18 protein-coding genes are annotated in these 14,735 nt (G+C 67.2%); 11 read left to right on the top strand and 7 right to left on the bottom strand.

Features of this window, described 5'->3' with window-relative positions:
- Window positions 1–20: 20 nt before the first annotated feature.
- From K1T34_RS32950 to K1T34_RS32925, 6 genes are all read right to left on the bottom strand, one after another.
- Window positions 21–1,604, bottom strand: coding sequence for a terminase large subunit domain-containing protein (locus tag K1T34_RS32950; protein ID WP_220238649.1), 1,584 nt, complete (start codon window positions 1,602–1,604; stop codon window positions 21–23).
- Window positions 1,601–2,170 carry a hypothetical protein gene (locus tag K1T34_RS32945; protein ID WP_220238648.1) on the bottom strand — a complete coding sequence of 190 codons (570 nt, stop codon included), beginning with the start codon at window positions 2,168–2,170 and terminating at the stop codon, window positions 1,601–1,603. Before K1T34_RS32945 ends, K1T34_RS32950 begins: the two co-directional genes overlap by 4 nt.
- Complete coding sequence (locus K1T34_RS32940; protein WP_220238647.1) at window positions 2,170–3,273, bottom strand: GNAT family N-acetyltransferase; 1,104 nt, start codon at window positions 3,271–3,273, stop codon at window positions 2,170–2,172. Before K1T34_RS32940 ends, K1T34_RS32945 begins: the two co-directional genes overlap by 1 nt.
- A gap of 9 nt (window positions 3,274–3,282) precedes the next feature.
- Window positions 3,283–4,035, bottom strand: coding sequence for a hypothetical protein (locus K1T34_RS32935; protein ID WP_220238646.1), 753 nt, complete (start codon window positions 4,033–4,035; stop codon window positions 3,283–3,285).
- A gap of 43 nt (window positions 4,036–4,078) precedes the next feature.
- A complete protein-coding gene (locus K1T34_RS32930) occupies window positions 4,079–5,098 on the bottom strand; it encodes a hypothetical protein (RefSeq protein ID WP_220247879.1) in 1,020 nt (339 codons plus the stop codon).
- A gap of 78 nt (window positions 5,099–5,176) precedes the next feature.
- Window positions 5,177–5,740 (bottom strand): hypothetical protein, encoded by a 564-nt coding sequence (locus K1T34_RS32925; RefSeq protein WP_220238645.1) that lies wholly within the window; start codon window positions 5,738–5,740, stop codon window positions 5,177–5,179.
- Window positions 5,741–5,917: 177 nt separating this feature from the next.
- Between K1T34_RS32925 and K1T34_RS32920 the strand changes: the two genes are divergently transcribed.
- The 10 genes from K1T34_RS32920 to K1T34_RS32875 all read left to right on the top strand — a co-directional run bounded on the left by K1T34_RS32920 (window position 5,918) and on the right by K1T34_RS32875 (window position 12,265).
- Entirely contained in the window at window positions 5,918–6,130 is a 213-nt protein-coding gene (locus K1T34_RS32920; protein WP_220238644.1) for a hypothetical protein, read from the top strand.
- Window positions 6,131–6,297: 167 nt separating this feature from the next.
- Entirely contained in the window at window positions 6,298–7,206 is a 909-nt protein-coding gene (locus tag K1T34_RS32915; RefSeq protein WP_220238643.1) for a hypothetical protein, read from the top strand.
- 71 nt (window positions 7,207–7,277) lie between these two features.
- Window positions 7,278–7,538, top strand: coding sequence for a hypothetical protein (locus tag K1T34_RS32910; RefSeq protein ID WP_220238642.1), 261 nt, complete (start codon window positions 7,278–7,280; stop codon window positions 7,536–7,538).
- Window positions 7,539–7,577: 39 nt separating this feature from the next.
- Window positions 7,578–7,838: a hypothetical protein gene (locus K1T34_RS32905; RefSeq protein ID WP_220238641.1), complete on the top strand. Its 261-nt coding sequence runs from the start codon at window positions 7,578–7,580 to the stop codon at window positions 7,836–7,838.
- 18 nt (window positions 7,839–7,856) lie between these two features.
- Window positions 7,857–8,111, top strand: a complete 255-nt coding sequence (locus K1T34_RS32900) for a hypothetical protein (protein WP_220238640.1) — start codon at window positions 7,857–7,859, stop codon at window positions 8,109–8,111.
- A 95-nt stretch (window positions 8,112–8,206) separates the two neighbouring features.
- Window positions 8,207–8,446 carry a hypothetical protein gene (locus tag K1T34_RS32895; protein ID WP_220238639.1) on the top strand — a complete coding sequence of 80 codons (240 nt, stop codon included), beginning with the start codon at window positions 8,207–8,209 and terminating at the stop codon, window positions 8,444–8,446.
- An 87-nt stretch (window positions 8,447–8,533) separates the two neighbouring features.
- Window positions 8,534–8,845 (top strand): hypothetical protein, encoded by a 312-nt coding sequence (locus K1T34_RS32890; RefSeq protein WP_220238638.1) that lies wholly within the window; start codon window positions 8,534–8,536, stop codon window positions 8,843–8,845.
- Window positions 8,846–8,896: 51 nt separating this feature from the next.
- Complete coding sequence (locus tag K1T34_RS32885; protein ID WP_220238637.1) at window positions 8,897–9,391, top strand: hypothetical protein; 495 nt, start codon at window positions 8,897–8,899, stop codon at window positions 9,389–9,391.
- 8 nt (window positions 9,392–9,399) lie between these two features.
- Window positions 9,400–10,029, top strand: coding sequence for a hypothetical protein (locus K1T34_RS32880; RefSeq protein ID WP_220238636.1), 630 nt, complete (start codon window positions 9,400–9,402; stop codon window positions 10,027–10,029).
- Window positions 10,030–10,093: 64 nt separating this feature from the next.
- On the top strand, window positions 10,094–12,265 hold the full coding sequence (locus tag K1T34_RS32875; protein WP_220238635.1) for a TerD family protein: 2,172 nt from the start codon (window positions 10,094–10,096) through the stop codon (window positions 12,263–12,265).
- Window positions 12,266–12,408: 143 nt separating this feature from the next.
- On the opposite strand, the gene K1T34_RS32870 is transcribed toward K1T34_RS32875, so the two are convergent.
- Window positions 12,409–13,470: a cobalamin-independent methionine synthase II family protein gene (locus tag K1T34_RS32870; protein WP_255637729.1), complete on the bottom strand. Its 1,062-nt coding sequence runs from the start codon at window positions 13,468–13,470 to the stop codon at window positions 12,409–12,411.
- Between the two features lie 222 nt (window positions 13,471–13,692).
- On the opposite strand from K1T34_RS32870, the gene K1T34_RS32865 reads away from it, so the two are divergent.
- Window positions 13,693–14,712, top strand: a complete 1,020-nt coding sequence (locus K1T34_RS32865; RefSeq protein WP_220238633.1) for a D-alanine--D-alanine ligase family protein — start codon at window positions 13,693–13,695, stop codon at window positions 14,710–14,712.
- Window positions 14,713–14,735: the final 23 nt, after the last annotated feature.

The following is a 14,735-nucleotide window of genomic DNA, read 5'->3' as shown; positions in this document are numbered from 1 at the left end:
TGATCTTACGCGCGGCCTTCTCACCCCAGCGGGCGCGACGGCCTATTGCCCCCCAACGGAAACGGCCCGCCAGGTCGGGAAAACCTGTTTGCCAAAGCCAAAGCGGGGTCCGCCGCGTTCGCCATCGCCGGATGTGGTGACACGACCGACGGCTGATTCCGCATCGCGAGCAGCTCGTAGGCGAGGTACACCGACGCGTCGATCCGGCCCGGTGACTCGATGTCCGTCGGCCGCCACGTGTGCCACTCGTCGAACAGCTCCGGCAGATGCGCGCCGAGCCGCAACCGGTCGTCGACGAACTGCTGCGCGATCGGCTCCGCGCGCAACAGCTTCCCCTTCTTCGCCCGCACCGACTTGATCTGAGGCATCAGCCGCTGGAACCGCTCGTCGTTCGGATGCGTCCGCTGGGCCGTCTCCCACGACGTCTTGATGACCACCTCGCCCTGATCCCCGCCGAAATTGGACTCGAACACAATGAACTCCGCGTCGATCTCGGCCGCGAGATAGGCCGCGGCCTTCCCCCACTGCGCGGACGGGCCAACCAAACTGACGTCGTGGGTGATGTACACCCGGTCGTCGTCGCCGAGGAACCCTCCAACGACACCGGCGACGTCGCGGCCACCGCCCGACGGGTCAATCGCGACCGCCGACTTGCGGGGAGCGGCCGGCGGCGGCCGGTGAGTGCGCTCCTGAAGCAGTGTCTCCGATACCAGCGCAGTCGTGGTGGGCTTCGGGTCGCACAGGTAGAGGCTCACCCAGTCACGCGCCGAGATCGACCGGCGACGGCCTTCCCAGAACGCGCGCAGCGCCTCGGTGTCATCCTCGGCGATCTTCGGGTGGCTCAGCGGCTCGCCGGGCTCGCGGCCGAGCGGATCGCCGCCGCCGGCGAACGCGGGCAGCTTCACGACCCGCCACGCGCCGCCCTCGTCGGTGGTGCCGTCCTGCTTCATCACCCGGTGCGCAAGGTCGTCGTGGTGCCACGGGGTCATGATCAGGATGACCGGAGCGCCCGGCGCCAACCGGGACTGAAGGTCCGAGGAGTACCAGTCCCACACACCCTCGCGCACGGTCGAGGATTCGGCCTCGGCACGGGATTTGTGCGGGTCGTCGATGACCAGGCAGTCCGCCGGATTACCGGTCACACCGGAGCCGACACCGACCGACCGAACACCTCCCCCGGTCTCCAACTGCCAATCGTTGACGGTGCCGGAGCCCCACTCGACCGCGAGGTTGTACCGCCAACCGTGAATGTGCACCAGCTTGCGGACCTGCTTACCGCGGCTCGTCGCCAAGTTGCTGCCGTACGACCCGATGATCAGGCGATGCGCAGGGTTGCGAGCCAGCCACCAGAAGCTGCCCCACACCGCGGCCAGCGTCGTCTTCCCCGTCTGCGGGGGCACCATCACGATGAGCCGGTTGAACTCGCCCCACCCGATGCGCGCCATCTCCCGCGAGATGAGGTTCGTGTGCGGGCGCCGCACAAACCGCTGGTCACAGAACTCCGCCACGCCCGCCGGCTCGACCAGCGACCGCTCTGCCAGTCGTTCGTGCTCTTCGGCGATCGCGGCCTCGTCCTCGGGCGAGTAATAGGCCACGGCGGTCATGACGCCTTGCCGCCCTCGATCACCCGCAACACCGAGCGCGCCATCTCCGACACCCGGTCTCGGCGCTGCTCAGGCGAAAGCCCTTCCAACTCACGGATCTCGCCCCCGCCGTTCACTGCGGCGACTTCGATGATCTGGTCCGGCCGGTTCAACGCGATGTCGCGGAACGTCTCCAGCATCTTCGCCCACGCCGGAGCCAGCTTCGGATCCAACGGCTCCCCCGAGGACAGCACGGCGCCGATGGTGCGTTGCAGCACCCCAGCGGCGGCCTCGGCCAGGACCATGACCCGCTCGGCGAGCGCGATGTCCCGCTGCATGACCGCGTCGCGACGCACCTTGTTGCGATGGTTGTCGTACAGGGCGGCCCGGTCGCGCCACCGGAACGCCTCGGCGACGGTCTGGATGGTCGAGCGCTCGACGTCATGCGCGCGCGCGATCGCAGCGAACGACCGCTGCCCGGCCGGGGTCTCGATGTACACGGTGAAGCGGCCGAACTGCTTCTCCGTCTCCCCGGGCTGCCGCTCCCATGGGTCACCCTCGTACGGTCCAGTGAGGCGTTCGGACATCAGGGCTCCGCGATGGCCGGCGGCGCGTACTCGAAGGACTGCATGATGAACTGCCGCGGGTTCAGCATGGCCGCGCGCAGGCTCTTGCTCTTCGACGTGCTGGCCAGCCTCAGGCTGGTCTTCTTGTCGCCGACGTTCCGCCAGCGGGGCGACTTCGTGAACATCGCGATCATCGCCGGGTGCGACACGGAGTACCGGAACCGGTAGCCCTGCTGGTACAGGCGCTGCCCCATCCAGTCGCTGAGACGACCGGCGATCCCCAGACCCTGGTAGTCGGGCAGCACGACGACCCGGTGCGCCATCTTGATGTTGCGCGCACGCGGGTGGGGGAAGTGCCGGTAGGAGGCGAACGCGACGCACTGATCGCCGATGTAGGCGCCGAAGCACTTCGCCGACGACGCGAGCACCGCGCTCAGATAGTGATACTTGCTAAACACTCGCCATGCGGAGCGAGGAATGGGGTGGATCCGGAGCTCGAGCGGCGGGTGGGGTTGAACCGACCTCCACTGGAACTCGCCGCTGGCAACGTGGTACACCCAGTCGGCCTGGAGCCACTCTTCGATGTCGTAGTGGCAGGACACCGCGACCATCTGCCGCCCGGCGCGCCGGATGGCCTTCTGCACGGTGTGGGACGCCACTTGCGCCACCTGTCGGTCCACAACGGACGTGAACTCGTCGATCACGACCAGCTCTTTGGTCTCTAGCAGGGCACGCGCGATCGACGCGCGGAACGCCTCACCGTTCGACAGGGTGTGGAACGGCCGCATCCACGTCGGGGCCGTCCCGAGTCCGACTGAGGTCAGCATGTTCGTGATGTCGCGGATCGACGCACCCGCCGGGAAGTCGTCGAGCAGCGCGCCGTCTCGGTTCCAGGGGAAGTCCGACACCACGCTCTCCGGCCACAGCCGGTTCGCGAGCACCGACTTCCCGGCACCGGATGGGCCGACGATCAGGCCGACGTTCCACGGCTTGGCTTCGATCGGCAGGTTGTGGCTCCACGACGATCGGGTCTTCTCCTCGATCGGCACGTCGAACAGCGACGCCATCTGCATGACGCGCGGCGTCTTGGTGACGCTGGATTCCAGCTCGATATCAACGTTCACGGCACACGCTCACGACACGATCGCGCGGACATTGAGGCCGTCTTCCCCGAACCTGCGCAGCATCTCGACCTGCTCGGCCTCGTCGCGGCAGGTGACGATCACACCCCACACCTGCGGCATCTCGTCGGTGTCGGCGTCGCCCGGTTCTGGCAACGGCCCCATGCCGGTGTCGGCGGCGTCTTCGTCGAGCATCCGAACGAGCTTGTCGAACTCGGCTTCGTCGTAGCCGGTGCCGGTCAGGTCCGGCAGTTCCCCCAGCAGCTCGGCGAGCAGCCGCTCATCCATCGACCCGAGCTGAGAAGCACGGTTGTCGACCGCAACGATGCGGCGCGCGCGTTCGTCATCGACGTGCAGCATGTCGGAGCGCAGCTCGGTCCAGCCGAGGTCTTTCGCCCCCAGGTACACGTGATTCCCGGCCAAGACGGTCCCACCCTCTTCAGGGTGTTCGGGGTCATCGGCCTGCACGACGATGGAGCGGTACTGGTCGTTGTTCGCCAGGGACTCTTTGATGGCGGGGAGGTCACCGCGCCGCGGGTTCCCGGGGTAGCCGCGGAGCTTGTCGATCGGGATGTTCAGCGTGCCGAGGTAGATCTGCGCGGCCGTCTCGTCCGCTCCTTCGCCCTGTCCGAAGTCGTCGGGCACGGTCGGATTCCCCACGTTTCCCCCTGTGGTGTTGCGGCACGTTGCGGTACTTCCGGTGATTCTATGCACACCCTGCGTAACCCGGACGCAACGATGCCCCTTGGTCTCGGGGGTGACCAAGGGGCATCAGTTGAGGTAACGCGAGAGTCGCGCGGCAGGGAGCCTAACCGATCTTGATGAGCCCACCAACCGGGCCAGTGAGTGCGACGAGGATCTGCAACCACCATGCGAGTGAACGATTTTCGCCGTCATCGCCGTTCGGCGCGGGCTGTCCACACGGGACGCACGTGTCGTGGCAGGCGCCGCAACCGGGACCGGGCGCGGGGCGATCAGGCGGAACGCTCCCGGTGGTTGTGCTGGGCGGCACGCTCGTGGTCGACGGCCCCGATCCGGGCACCGGCGGGGTGGGTGTCACTCCTCCGGTGGGTTTGGTTCCAGGCGTCGCCACACCCGTATTGCCGGGCGCCGCGTTGTGATGGCCGCCGGAGACACCGCCAGCCACGCCGCCGGCTTCTTGCCAGTCCTTGCCGCCCACGCCCTGCTTGTCCTCGGTGCCGTCACCCGGCGCGGCAGGAACCTGTGCCGTGGACGACGTTTCCGGGATCGTGGTGGTGGGCTGTCCGGTGTCGGGCGGGACCAGGATGACCGTGTCCTGGGGCGGCGCCGGGGGTGCCGTGACCACGCATGCACCGCCCGGTCCGAACAGCGCGAACCATGCTCCGGTAAGCAGCGCGAGCAGAAGCAGCAGCAGCCACAACCAGTTCCGCGCCAGCCACCCCGGACGGCAACCATCGTCGTCGTCCTCGTCATCGTCGTCCACGTCGCCGATAGGGCCGATGGGCGGCGAAGGCGGTACCCGGCCGGCGATGCCCCCGTGGCCGGTGTCGGTCTCGCAGTCGTCCGCAACCGTCGACGCACCGAGAGAGCCACGGAACGTCCCCGCGTCGTCGGTGTCCTCGAGGATCGGCCCGGTCTGATCGTTCAGCTCGGAAAGGTCCTGCTCGGCGATGACTCGCCGGTCCTGCGGATCCGTTGCCGCGACCGCAGTCACCTCCACCGTCTCGACGGTTTCGGTCAGCCGCGCGACGTACCCGTTCGGCAGGTCGATCTCGACGGTCTCGTCCGGTCGGTATGAGCGCGGATCCCACCGCTGCGGCTCGTCGTCGTAACGTCCACCCGCCATCGGCGATCACTCCCCCAAGGGTGGGGACGCTCCACGGCCCCCCTCGAATCGTGCAGTGGAGCGTCCCCGGTCAGTTGGTCAGTTGTTGCGGTTGCCTGTGAGGGCCCGCATCATCCGGCGCACGCTGGCCGGCTCGTTCTCGGGCACGACCTCGCCCAGGCTCTCGCCCTCGCCGGCGCCGCCGTCGTCCTCGATCGGCGCGGGAAGCGGGATCGGGATCGGCTCGTGGCGCGGCGTGACGCTCTGCGGGAGGTCGGGGCGCGGCTGCACATCACCGGCGCCGGAGGGCAGCATGTCCTCCAGCAGCTCGGAAACGTGGTCGACGGCGGCGAGCTTGTCGGCCTTCGCCTCGGCGGCAGCTTCCTTCAGCGCCTTCACGATGACGTCCGAGGTGGCCAGCTCGGTCACGATGGATTCGGTCACCGAGTCCACGGCGTCGGTCACAGCCTTGCGGATGGTCTCGTTGTCCCGCAGGGTGTCGATGATCTTGGCCGAGATGTCGTTGACGACGGACGTGACTGCGGCCTTCTCGACAGCGAGCTGAGTCTTGACGGCGTTGACGACCCGCTCGAGTTCGTCACGGTTGACGGTCTCGTGGTGGCCGGTTTCGCGGCTGGTGGTCGGCGTCGGATAACGCGCCATGGGTACAACCTCTATTCGTGTGTGCTAGCAACACGACACGATTCCCCCGCCGCGAATGGTACGGGACCGCGCTCGATCGGGTTGCGCAACCCAGGGCTACCTTAGGCACACTCAGCGCAACATCTGAGGTATGGTTGTACAACAACAGCGCACAGCCAGCCGAAATGGACACCCACCATGTACATCTCGTATCTCCGCGCGAACCTTCGCGACGTCATCAACGAAGTGAACGCGGACAACACCCCACGCCCCGTGTTCGACTCCAACACCGACAAGCGCGTCCGGGCCCTCATCGTCCCGCCCCGGTTGTGGCGCGAATTGACCCAGAAGGCGCAGGAGCTGGAAGAGCTCAAGACGCGCATGCGCGAGCTCGAAGCGACTGCTGCCTGACCCAGGGCAAAAGAAAACCCCGCCGCGTTCTGGCCGGATCGCGACGGGGATATCGATTCTGGGAACCCTCTCCAAGGCTCCATCACTCACGGGAATTTTAGCACCCAACAGGGCGAACAGCACCCCCGGCATCGGAGAGGGTCCCCTCACAGCGGAGGGCACCCACCTTGAGCAACTTCCACCTGTCACTCGTCGACCGAGTGCACCTGTTCGACATCGAGTCGACCAAATGGCTTGCCTGCAAGGCCGTCCTGCACGCCATCGCCAACCACGCAAATGAGGCCGAAGCCGACCTCGCGTGGCCCGGCGTCGAGCTGCTGATGCTGGAGACCGGCGGCAGCGAGTCCGTCATCGTGCGCACGACCACGCTGCTCGCGAAGAAGAGCTGGATCACCAAGAAGCGCCGCCCCGGGACCTCGAACCTGTACCGCCTCAACGTGGCGAAACTCGCCGCCCACCAGGAGGAACGTGCCGCGCCGCGCGCGGTGTTCATGGCCGAGCACCTCCAGGGGATGGAGTTCGAGGGCGAGGACCTGTCGAAGATCCTGAAACCGCAGGTCAAGGGCCGAAGCACAGCCCGGCACCGCGCGAAAAAACGCGCTGACCAGCGAACACGTCGATCTGACGTGTTGGACACGTCAGATCGACCGGATGAACACGTCAATCTGACGAGCAAACCCTTAGAGAAACCCTCAGTGAAGCCCACAGATGGTTTGGCCTCCCGCCGCGGGCGCGAGGCCGGCGCGAGTCGATCGACGAAGCCTGTCGATGCCGAGACGACGCAGCAGTTCTCCGTGGGCGAGGTGTGGTTCGCGAGCTTCCCGGCGAAGACGGCCCAGGTCGCGGCCGTGCGGGTCGATCGCCTGCTGGCTGCTGGCTGGGACCCGGAGGCGCTGTATCGGGTGCTGACGGAGGGGCTGCCGAAGACCTTCGACCGTGCCCGGTTGATGGTCGGGCGGCTGAACATCCTGCTGGAGCAAGACGTCGAGCGCGGCGGTTGGGTGTGCAGCCTTCTGGGCCGGATGTGGGACGGGGGCCCGGTCGACGTCGGGGACTTGGTTCCGCTTGCGTCTTGATCCTCACCGTTGCCCTAAGTTGCGTTCGTGACGTATAGTCAGACACAACAACCGCAACCCGAGAGGACCCCATGGCCACCAGCGCACAGCAGCAGATCACCGAGGCCGCCGGCCGTAACGGCTGGACCGCCAAGCACCCGTCGCACTCCCTGACCAACGAGTACCGCAAGGGTCACGTGATCGTCGTGGTCGGCTTCAGCTTCACGGGCTCGCTCACGCAGGTGACCGTGACCGACCAGAAGGCCCCCCATGGCACCCCGTTCGGCTGGGGAGTCAGCCACGCCGACCGTGAGGACTTGAACGAGACCCTCGCGACCCTCGCCAAGAAGTAGCTCTGGCCGTAACACACGCCGCAACCCGAAAGGAACCCCATGAGTAGCTCCGCCCGAGAACTGATTACCAACGCCGCCGACCGTCACGGTTGGACCGCCGACCATCACGGCGACGCCCTGGCCAACGTGTACCGCAAGGATGGCGCGGTCATCGTGGTCGGCTTCACCACCACCGGGTCACTCACGAAGGTGACCATGACCGGCCAGCGGGCCGACAACGGGTCCGCGTTTGGCTGGGGCACCAGCCAGGCCGACCTTGATGACCTGAACTGGACCCTCCACGTCCTCGCGAACCGCTAGCGCTGAGAGGAGTCCATCGTGGACGCCACCGACAAGCTGATCAGCTTCATGCGCGCGAACGGACTGGGCGCTTGGGTCGTCGACGACCTTGGTCGCAACGTCACGCTGAACGACTGGGCGGACGAGTTCTTGGGCGAGGTCGCCGAGGTGTACGGCGAGGAGGATCGCGACGAGGCGGAGCGCATGCGTGAGCTGCGTCGCGAGCTGGAAGCCAAGCCGCGCAAGTCGATCACGGTCACCGCACTGAAGAAGATCATCGACGAGGATCGGTAGGGTTTCCCCCTGTTGCGTTCTGTTTCGACGGTACGTATAGTCGAGAACAACGACGTTGGATCGTCGACACGCAACCCGGAAGGAACCACCCGAACATGAGCGTCATCAAGTCCATCGGCAAGGCCGTCAAGACCACCCAGAAGGCCATCGACGCCACTGACCGGATGATCGAGCGGGCCACCCCGAAAGCCAAGGTCGTTGCGGCAGCGACACCGCCGGTCGGCCAGTGCATCGGCTGCGGCACCCACCGCAAGCTGACGACCTACCCGTACGGCGGGAAGTTCAGCTACTGCAACAAGCCCGCCTGCGTCGCCAAAGCCGCCGCCCGCATGTAACTGGGCAACGGCCCACCTCAACACCCCAGCGGGGCCATCGCAGGTCAGTGCGATGGCCCCGCCCTCACATCGAAGGACGAAGCCACCATGAGCACCACGATCACCGCCGGCGCGATCGACAAGGCGCGCGCAACGAACCCCGCAGCTGGCTACATCGCCTACGCGGCCAAATACGAGGCGGGATTCCCGATCGTGGCCATCACCGAGGTCGGACCCATCGTCTCAGGGTTCCAGGCCGACACGATCGGTCGTCTCGTCCGCACCGGCCAGTCAGTCGACATCGTTGGTGACGTCGACTGCCGCATCGAGTTCGCCCGCAAGCTCGGAGACGCCGCGGGCACGCTGGTCTTCGGCCACGCCAGCGTGAGCGCAACCGCCAGGGCCCGGTTCTTCTCCTGAGCAGTGAGCGCATTCCACCTGGACCACCCACCACATCGAACGGAACCCGCCATGAGCGAACGAACCTACGATCTCTCCGACTTCGCCAAAGACGGCGCCGACAAGGACTTGCGCCTGCTCGACCGGCACATCCCGATCGTGTCCAACGAGTGGCCGAGCTTCAACTACATCACCTCAGTCGTGGTCTCACTCGGCGACTTCGGCGGGTGCTACGTCTCCCCCTCCGATGACGAGCTCGCCATGGTCGCGAGCTTCCACGACGAGTACACGGAGCACTACTACGGAGGCAGCGGCTGGTTCAACCGGATGCGGAAGCGCACCCCGTTCGACCTCGACGGCGGCGCGAACGGCCGGTTCCTGTGCAAGTACGAGCACGGCGGGTGGGCACTCAAGGTTCGGACCTGGGAGCACGGTCCCCGACCGATGCGCAACGACAAGCCGATGTCGCTCCTCGCGGTGCTGGACCGCCACCACACGATCGGCAACGAACCGATGCCGCGCTGGGTCGACTGGAAAGCCGCCCGCCCCAAGATTTTCGGCAAGTAGCAGCCATCGTGACCAAACCCGCCACCAACCTCACCGCCGAGCAGCTCGCCGCGCTCCGCGAGCAGGCCGAGCGCGAGACCAGCCGGTTCGTCGACCCCCGCCAGCTCACCCGCGTCGAGAAGTTCATCGCCGGTCGACCCGCCTGGGTACGCGCGATCATCGGGCACGGGGTGACCGTGCGCACGATGACCGGCGTCGAGCTCACGCTGCTGGACCTCGCCGCCACCGCCGAACCGAACCCGCCCACACCGCCGCGTGAACCCGCCCCGTGGGATCCCGGCTACCAACCCACCGACGCCGAGCGCGCCATCATCTCGCGCCGCCAGGCTGCCGCCGCCGAGTGGGTCGCGCTCCGCAACGAACTGCCCGTGGACGTCACCGTGGAGCACAACTACACCAGCCACCGTCACATTGACGGCTACGTGCAGGGCGTGGACCACATCCTCCTGCGCGACAGTCTGCGTCTCGGGCGTCTGTACCGACCGGCGAACGAACCGTTGTGTTTCGTCCCGTCGAACGCCCACAACCTCCGCCACTTCGGCGGCCCAGAAGACCGTGTGCCGACCTGCAAGCAGTGCTTGGGCCTCGCCTACCGGATCACCGGCCGCGGACCGTCCATGGCGCTCATGGGCCGGTAAACAGGGCGCCCACACCATCACAGTCGCCGTACGCTCCACCCCTCGAAACCGAATAGGAAGAACGATGCTGGAAGCCCAGATCATCAAGCGGACCCGCCGCGTGCCCCGGCCCACCGGACCGGCCGGCGACGGCGCTGCCGCCGCCCGCCAGCTCGACGCCGCACTCATGCAGGTCGGGTTCAAGCTCTCCGGCGAGCTTCTCGAGCAGCTGTCCGTGCTCGACACGGGCACGGTCCTCGACACCGGCGTCCGGGTCCTCGCCGCGGTGCGTGAACTGGTTGGCGACCACGTGCAGCACAACGTGTACTTCCGGGACTTCCCGCGCAACATCCCCGACACCGTCGAGTTCTGGCTGACCTGCCTCGTCGACGCCCTGGCCACCCCCGAGGCCACGCGATCCACGAGCGTCCGCCTCGCCGAGGGCCTCGTCAGCCTGCTCGACCTGCCCGCCTACGGGCGTTACCAGCACACCTACGCCGAGATGCTCGCCGCACACGACGACCTGATCCCCGCCACCACCGACCGCGTCACGGTGCTGCACCTGGGCGGCACGCCGGAGATGGAGATCGACCTCCTGTTCCGGGACATGGCCAGCAGCCGGATCCCGCTGTCCGCTGACGATCTCGACCTGCTCGGTGATCTGGCATTGCTCGCCAACACCGAAGGAATCGGCGCCGACGAGATCCCGGTCCGGGAGAACCGTGCCGTGATCAACCGCGTGTTCCTCGCCGCCGGTCGCCCCCTGATCGTCGACACCGTCACCGACGTCCTTCGCCTGGCATGCCTCATGTCCGACGGTGACGTCACCCTTGAAACCCCGACCCGGTTTCGGAACTTCACCCGGCGTGAGCGGCGCGCACTGCTTGGGCGGCTCGGTGGAGTCGTGGCCGTCAACTCCACGAGCCTCGGTGACGTCAAGCAGCACGCCCGTGCCTGGACTCGGCTGGCGGGTGCGCTGCACCCCGACGAGTACGCCGACCTGTACCCGAAAGCGTGCGACGTGTTTGCCGTCGCGCGCGGCGACATGAGCGTCACGCCGCTGACCGCCCGGTTCGAGACCGCGTTCGCCGCCGGGGACATCGTGGGCGCCGCGCGCCTGCTGGAGAACGCTCCCGGCCGGCTCATGCGAAGCCTGGACCGGTTGCTCCGCGCGGCCGACACGATCGCCGACACCACCGAAGTTCTGCGCTCGGCGGCCACCGTCGCCGACAAGGTGTCCGGGCGCGTGCTGCTGTCGGTGCGCGAGCACCTGGCCAACCAGGCGAACGCCGACACGGTGCGGCTGTTCGTCAACCGCAAGGGTCGCGCGTGGGTCACCCCGGACACGCGCCCGACGCTGTCAACCGCCGTCGCCGGCCGGGCCGTGGCGACGCTCGACGCCGCCATCGCCCGGCGCCTGCCCACCGAGGGCACGTTGCTGATCGACCCGGCGATGCTGCGCACCGCGCTGCCGCTGTCGAGCAAGACCACCCCGACCGGCATGGGTGTCATGCCGCGCGGGTCGGTGCAGCAGATTCACGGGAATGTCGTGAGCTTCTTCATCCACTGGCACCAGGACCAGCAGCGCACCGACTACGACCTCAGCGTGCTGTACCTCGACAAGGATTTCCTGCCCGCTGGTCAGGTGTCGTACACGAACCTGCGAGACCGCGGCGTGGTGCACTCCGGCGACATCACCGAGGCACCTGATGGCGCGAGCGAGTTCATCGACCTCGACCTGAAGGTGGTGAGCAGTGACGTCCGCTACGTCGTGCCGCAGGTGAATGTGTACTCCGGCGAGGACTTCGCCGAGGTCAAGGAAGCGTTCTTCGGGTACATGACGCGGGACCGTGCGCAGATGGGCCAGCCGTATGAACCCCGTACGGTGCGCGCGAAGTCGGCGCTGAACGGCGCCGGCCGGGTGGCGCTGCCGATGGTGTTCATGCGCCGCGATGACGGCAGCTGGCGGGCGAAGTGGATGAACCTGAACCTTGCCGGTTTCCTGCGCTTCAACCAGGTCGAGAACAACCGGCTCTCGACAACGCTGCTCGCGCGCTCGATCGTCGGCCGTGACTACCTCGATGTCGAGTACCTGGCGTTCCTCATGGCCGGCAACGGCGTGAAGGTCGGTGCGATCGGCGACGGGACACCGCATGAGGGCCCGGTGACGTTCGTCGGTCTCGACGCGCCCGAGCACCTGCCCGAGGAAACGAAGGTGATCACCCTGAACAGCCTGAACAACCTTGTCCCGGAGTGATCGTCCCGTGTAGACTCACTCGTGAGGCATTGAGGCAGCTTCCTTCTACTTCAACTGGATGAGATTTAGCGGCTTCCACTCCCTCACGAGGACACCGAAACGGGCCCGGAGCAGACACTGCTTCCGGGCCCGTTTTCGTATGGTCAGACGCCGAGCAGCTGCTCAGCCATCCTCGTTCCGTCCACGCGTGCCTTGATCTTCGCGAACGCGACCTCGCGCGCCATCGAGCGATCATCGGCGAACGGGGAGAACCCGCAGTCGTCGCAGGTGCCCAACCGCTCGACCGGGATGTACTCGGCCGCCTCCAGCACCCGGTCCCGCACTTCTTCGGCGGTCTCGATCTCCTCGCTGTTCGGGTCGGTCACGCCGACGAAGATCCGCTGCTCGTCGCGTGAGTGCTCGCGGATCACGTTCAGCACCTTCGCCCGGTCCGGCTCGCTGGCGAGCTGGATGTAGAAGTTGCCGGCCTGCATCGTGAACAGCAGGGGCAGCAGCTCGGTGTAGTCGACGTCCGCGCTGTGCGTGGCGCCCTGGTCGGCGCCGGGGCAGGTGTGGACTCCGATGCGTGCCCGTTCCTCGGGCGAGAAGCGCAGGAGGACGCTGTTGTTGAGCTCGATCATGTCCCGCAGGAGGCCGCCGCTGGGGTCGAGCTTCAGCGACAGGCGAGCTTCGGTGAAGTCGAGCTGCACGACCGACGCGCCGCGGTCCAGACAGAGCCGGATGTCGTTCTCCGCTTCGTTGCGCAGGTCCGCCAGGAACGCCTGACGCGGGTAGTCCGGGATCCCCGCCGGCGGGTAGATCAGCGACAACGCGGACGGTGCGATCACCGCCTGCTTGAGCGGCCGGGCGGTGTACTCGCGGGCGGCGCGCATGTAGGTGACGGCGTTGGTGGCGTAGCGGAACGGGCCGTGCGTCAGCACCGGAAGCTGCCGGGTGTGGCCGTCGGCGAACGGGATCTGCGCACCTTCGGGATCGAGGTTCTCGAGCCCCGCCAAGGGGTAGCCGACGAAACTGGGCTTGCTCTGCTCCCCGTCCGTGAGGACCGGGGACCCGGTGGAGGCCAGCATCGCGATCGTCGCGGCGATCGCTTCGTTGTGCACGTTGGCCAGCTGCGACCGGTCGATCAGGCCGCGTTCGAACTCGTCGACCGCGTGCGCAAGGTGGGTTGGTCGGGGGATGCTGCCGATGGGTTCGGTTGGAATCACCGCAACAGCATTCCAGGTTGCGCAACCGCTGTAACCGTCCCGAACGGGGGAAACAGGGATTGAGGTGCCCCCGCGAGCCAAAAGGGTAAAGCTGCTGGTCAACCACTCGCGGGGGCGTTTCTCAAGTCCGAACCACAGCCGAGAGGGGTTCGTGCGGGCGAGCCTAACACCGACAGCGAGCACCCACATCCAGCAACACACGGTGACGCTACTGTTACGCCCGTGAGCACAACCCGGGTTGCCGTGATCTACGGCGGCAGGAGCAGCGAGCACGCCGTGTCGTGCATGTCGGCCGCGAACGTCCTCGCCAACCTCGACCCCGACCGCTACACCGCGGTCCCGATCGCGATCACCAAACGCGGCCAGTGGACCACCGGCACAACGACGCTCGAGGATTTGCGGCCGGGCGCCGACGGTTCCCTGCCGGAGGTCGAGGCCGGCGAGCGAGTCACCACGCTGCCACCCGTCGATGTGGTGCTGCCGCTGCTGCACGGCGTCAACGGCGAGGACGGCACCGTCCAAGGGATGCTCGAACTCGCGAACGTCCCCTACGTCGGGTGCGGCGTGTTCGCCTCCGCCGCGGCGATGGACAAGGAGTACAGCAAGAAACTCCTCGCCGCCGAAGGGTTCGCCGTCGTCCCGTACGCCGTGCTCGGCCCCACCGTCGACACCCTCACCCCGGGCGATCAGGACCGGCTCGGGCTCCCGGTATTCGTCAAGCCAGCACGCGGCGGCTCGTCGATCGGCATCACCCGCGTGGAGGACTGGGACAACCTGCCCGAGGCGATCATCTACGCCCGCACGATCGACCCGAAGGTCATCGTCGAAACCGCCGCGACCGGCCGGGAGATCGAAGTCGGGGTGCTGGAATACCCGGACGGGATCCTCGCGACGTCGCTGCCGGCAGAGATCCGCGCTCCGAGCGACGGTGGTTGGTACGACTTCGACAGCAAGTACTTCCGCCACGACGAGCTGCGGCAGGTGCCCGCGCACCTCGACCTGGACACGGTGCGGCTGGTGCGGGAGTTCGCGGCCGGCGCGTTCGTCGCGCTGGGCTGCCGGGGCCTGGCCCGCGTGGACTTCTTCGTCAGCGAGCACGGCGACCCCGTGGTGAACGAGATCAACGCCATGCCTGGCCTGTCGGCCGCGTCGATGTACCCGCAGATGTGGGCCGCGACCGGCCTGGAGTTCCCGAAGCTGCTGGACATCCTCATCCACCGAGAACTCGGGCAGCCCTACTGACCACGCGCATCCGGGTGCCGGCT

The organism is Amycolatopsis sp. DSM 110486, from assembly GCF_019468465.1.
Taxonomy (GTDB): domain Bacteria; phylum Actinomycetota; class Actinomycetes; order Mycobacteriales; family Pseudonocardiaceae; genus Amycolatopsis.
This window is presented reverse-complemented; position numbering and strand designations above follow the sequence as displayed.

What these genes read in the sequence shown, in the direction of transcription:
- K1T34_RS32950 (WP_220238649.1), bottom strand. Translation starts at nt 1,604, where the DNA reads ATGACCGCCGTGGCCTATTACTCGCCCGAGGACGAGGCCGCGATCGCC.
- K1T34_RS32945 (WP_220238648.1), bottom strand. Translation starts at nt 2,170, where the DNA reads ATGTCCGAACGCCTCACTGGACCGTACGAGGGTGACCCATGGGAGCGG.
- K1T34_RS32930 (WP_220247879.1), bottom strand. Translation starts at nt 5,098, where the DNA reads ATGGCGGGTGGACGTTACGACGACGAGCCGCAGCGGTGGGATCCGCGC.
- K1T34_RS32925 (WP_220238645.1), bottom strand. Translation starts at nt 5,740, where the DNA reads ATGGCGCGTTATCCGACGCCGACCACCAGCCGCGAAACCGGCCACCAC.
- K1T34_RS32920 (WP_220238644.1), top strand. Translation starts at nt 5,918, where the DNA reads ATGTACATCTCGTATCTCCGCGCGAACCTTCGCGACGTCATCAACGAA.
- K1T34_RS32910 (WP_220238642.1), top strand. Translation starts at nt 7,278, where the DNA reads ATGGCCACCAGCGCACAGCAGCAGATCACCGAGGCCGCCGGCCGTAAC.
- K1T34_RS32905 (WP_220238641.1), top strand. Translation starts at nt 7,578, where the DNA reads ATGAGTAGCTCCGCCCGAGAACTGATTACCAACGCCGCCGACCGTCAC.
- K1T34_RS32895 (WP_220238639.1), top strand. Translation starts at nt 8,207, where the DNA reads ATGAGCGTCATCAAGTCCATCGGCAAGGCCGTCAAGACCACCCAGAAG.
- K1T34_RS32890 (WP_220238638.1), top strand. Translation starts at nt 8,534, where the DNA reads ATGAGCACCACGATCACCGCCGGCGCGATCGACAAGGCGCGCGCAACG.
- K1T34_RS32885 (WP_220238637.1), top strand. Translation starts at nt 8,897, where the DNA reads ATGAGCGAACGAACCTACGATCTCTCCGACTTCGCCAAAGACGGCGCC.
- K1T34_RS32875 (WP_220238635.1), top strand. Translation starts at nt 10,094, where the DNA reads ATGCTGGAAGCCCAGATCATCAAGCGGACCCGCCGCGTGCCCCGGCCC.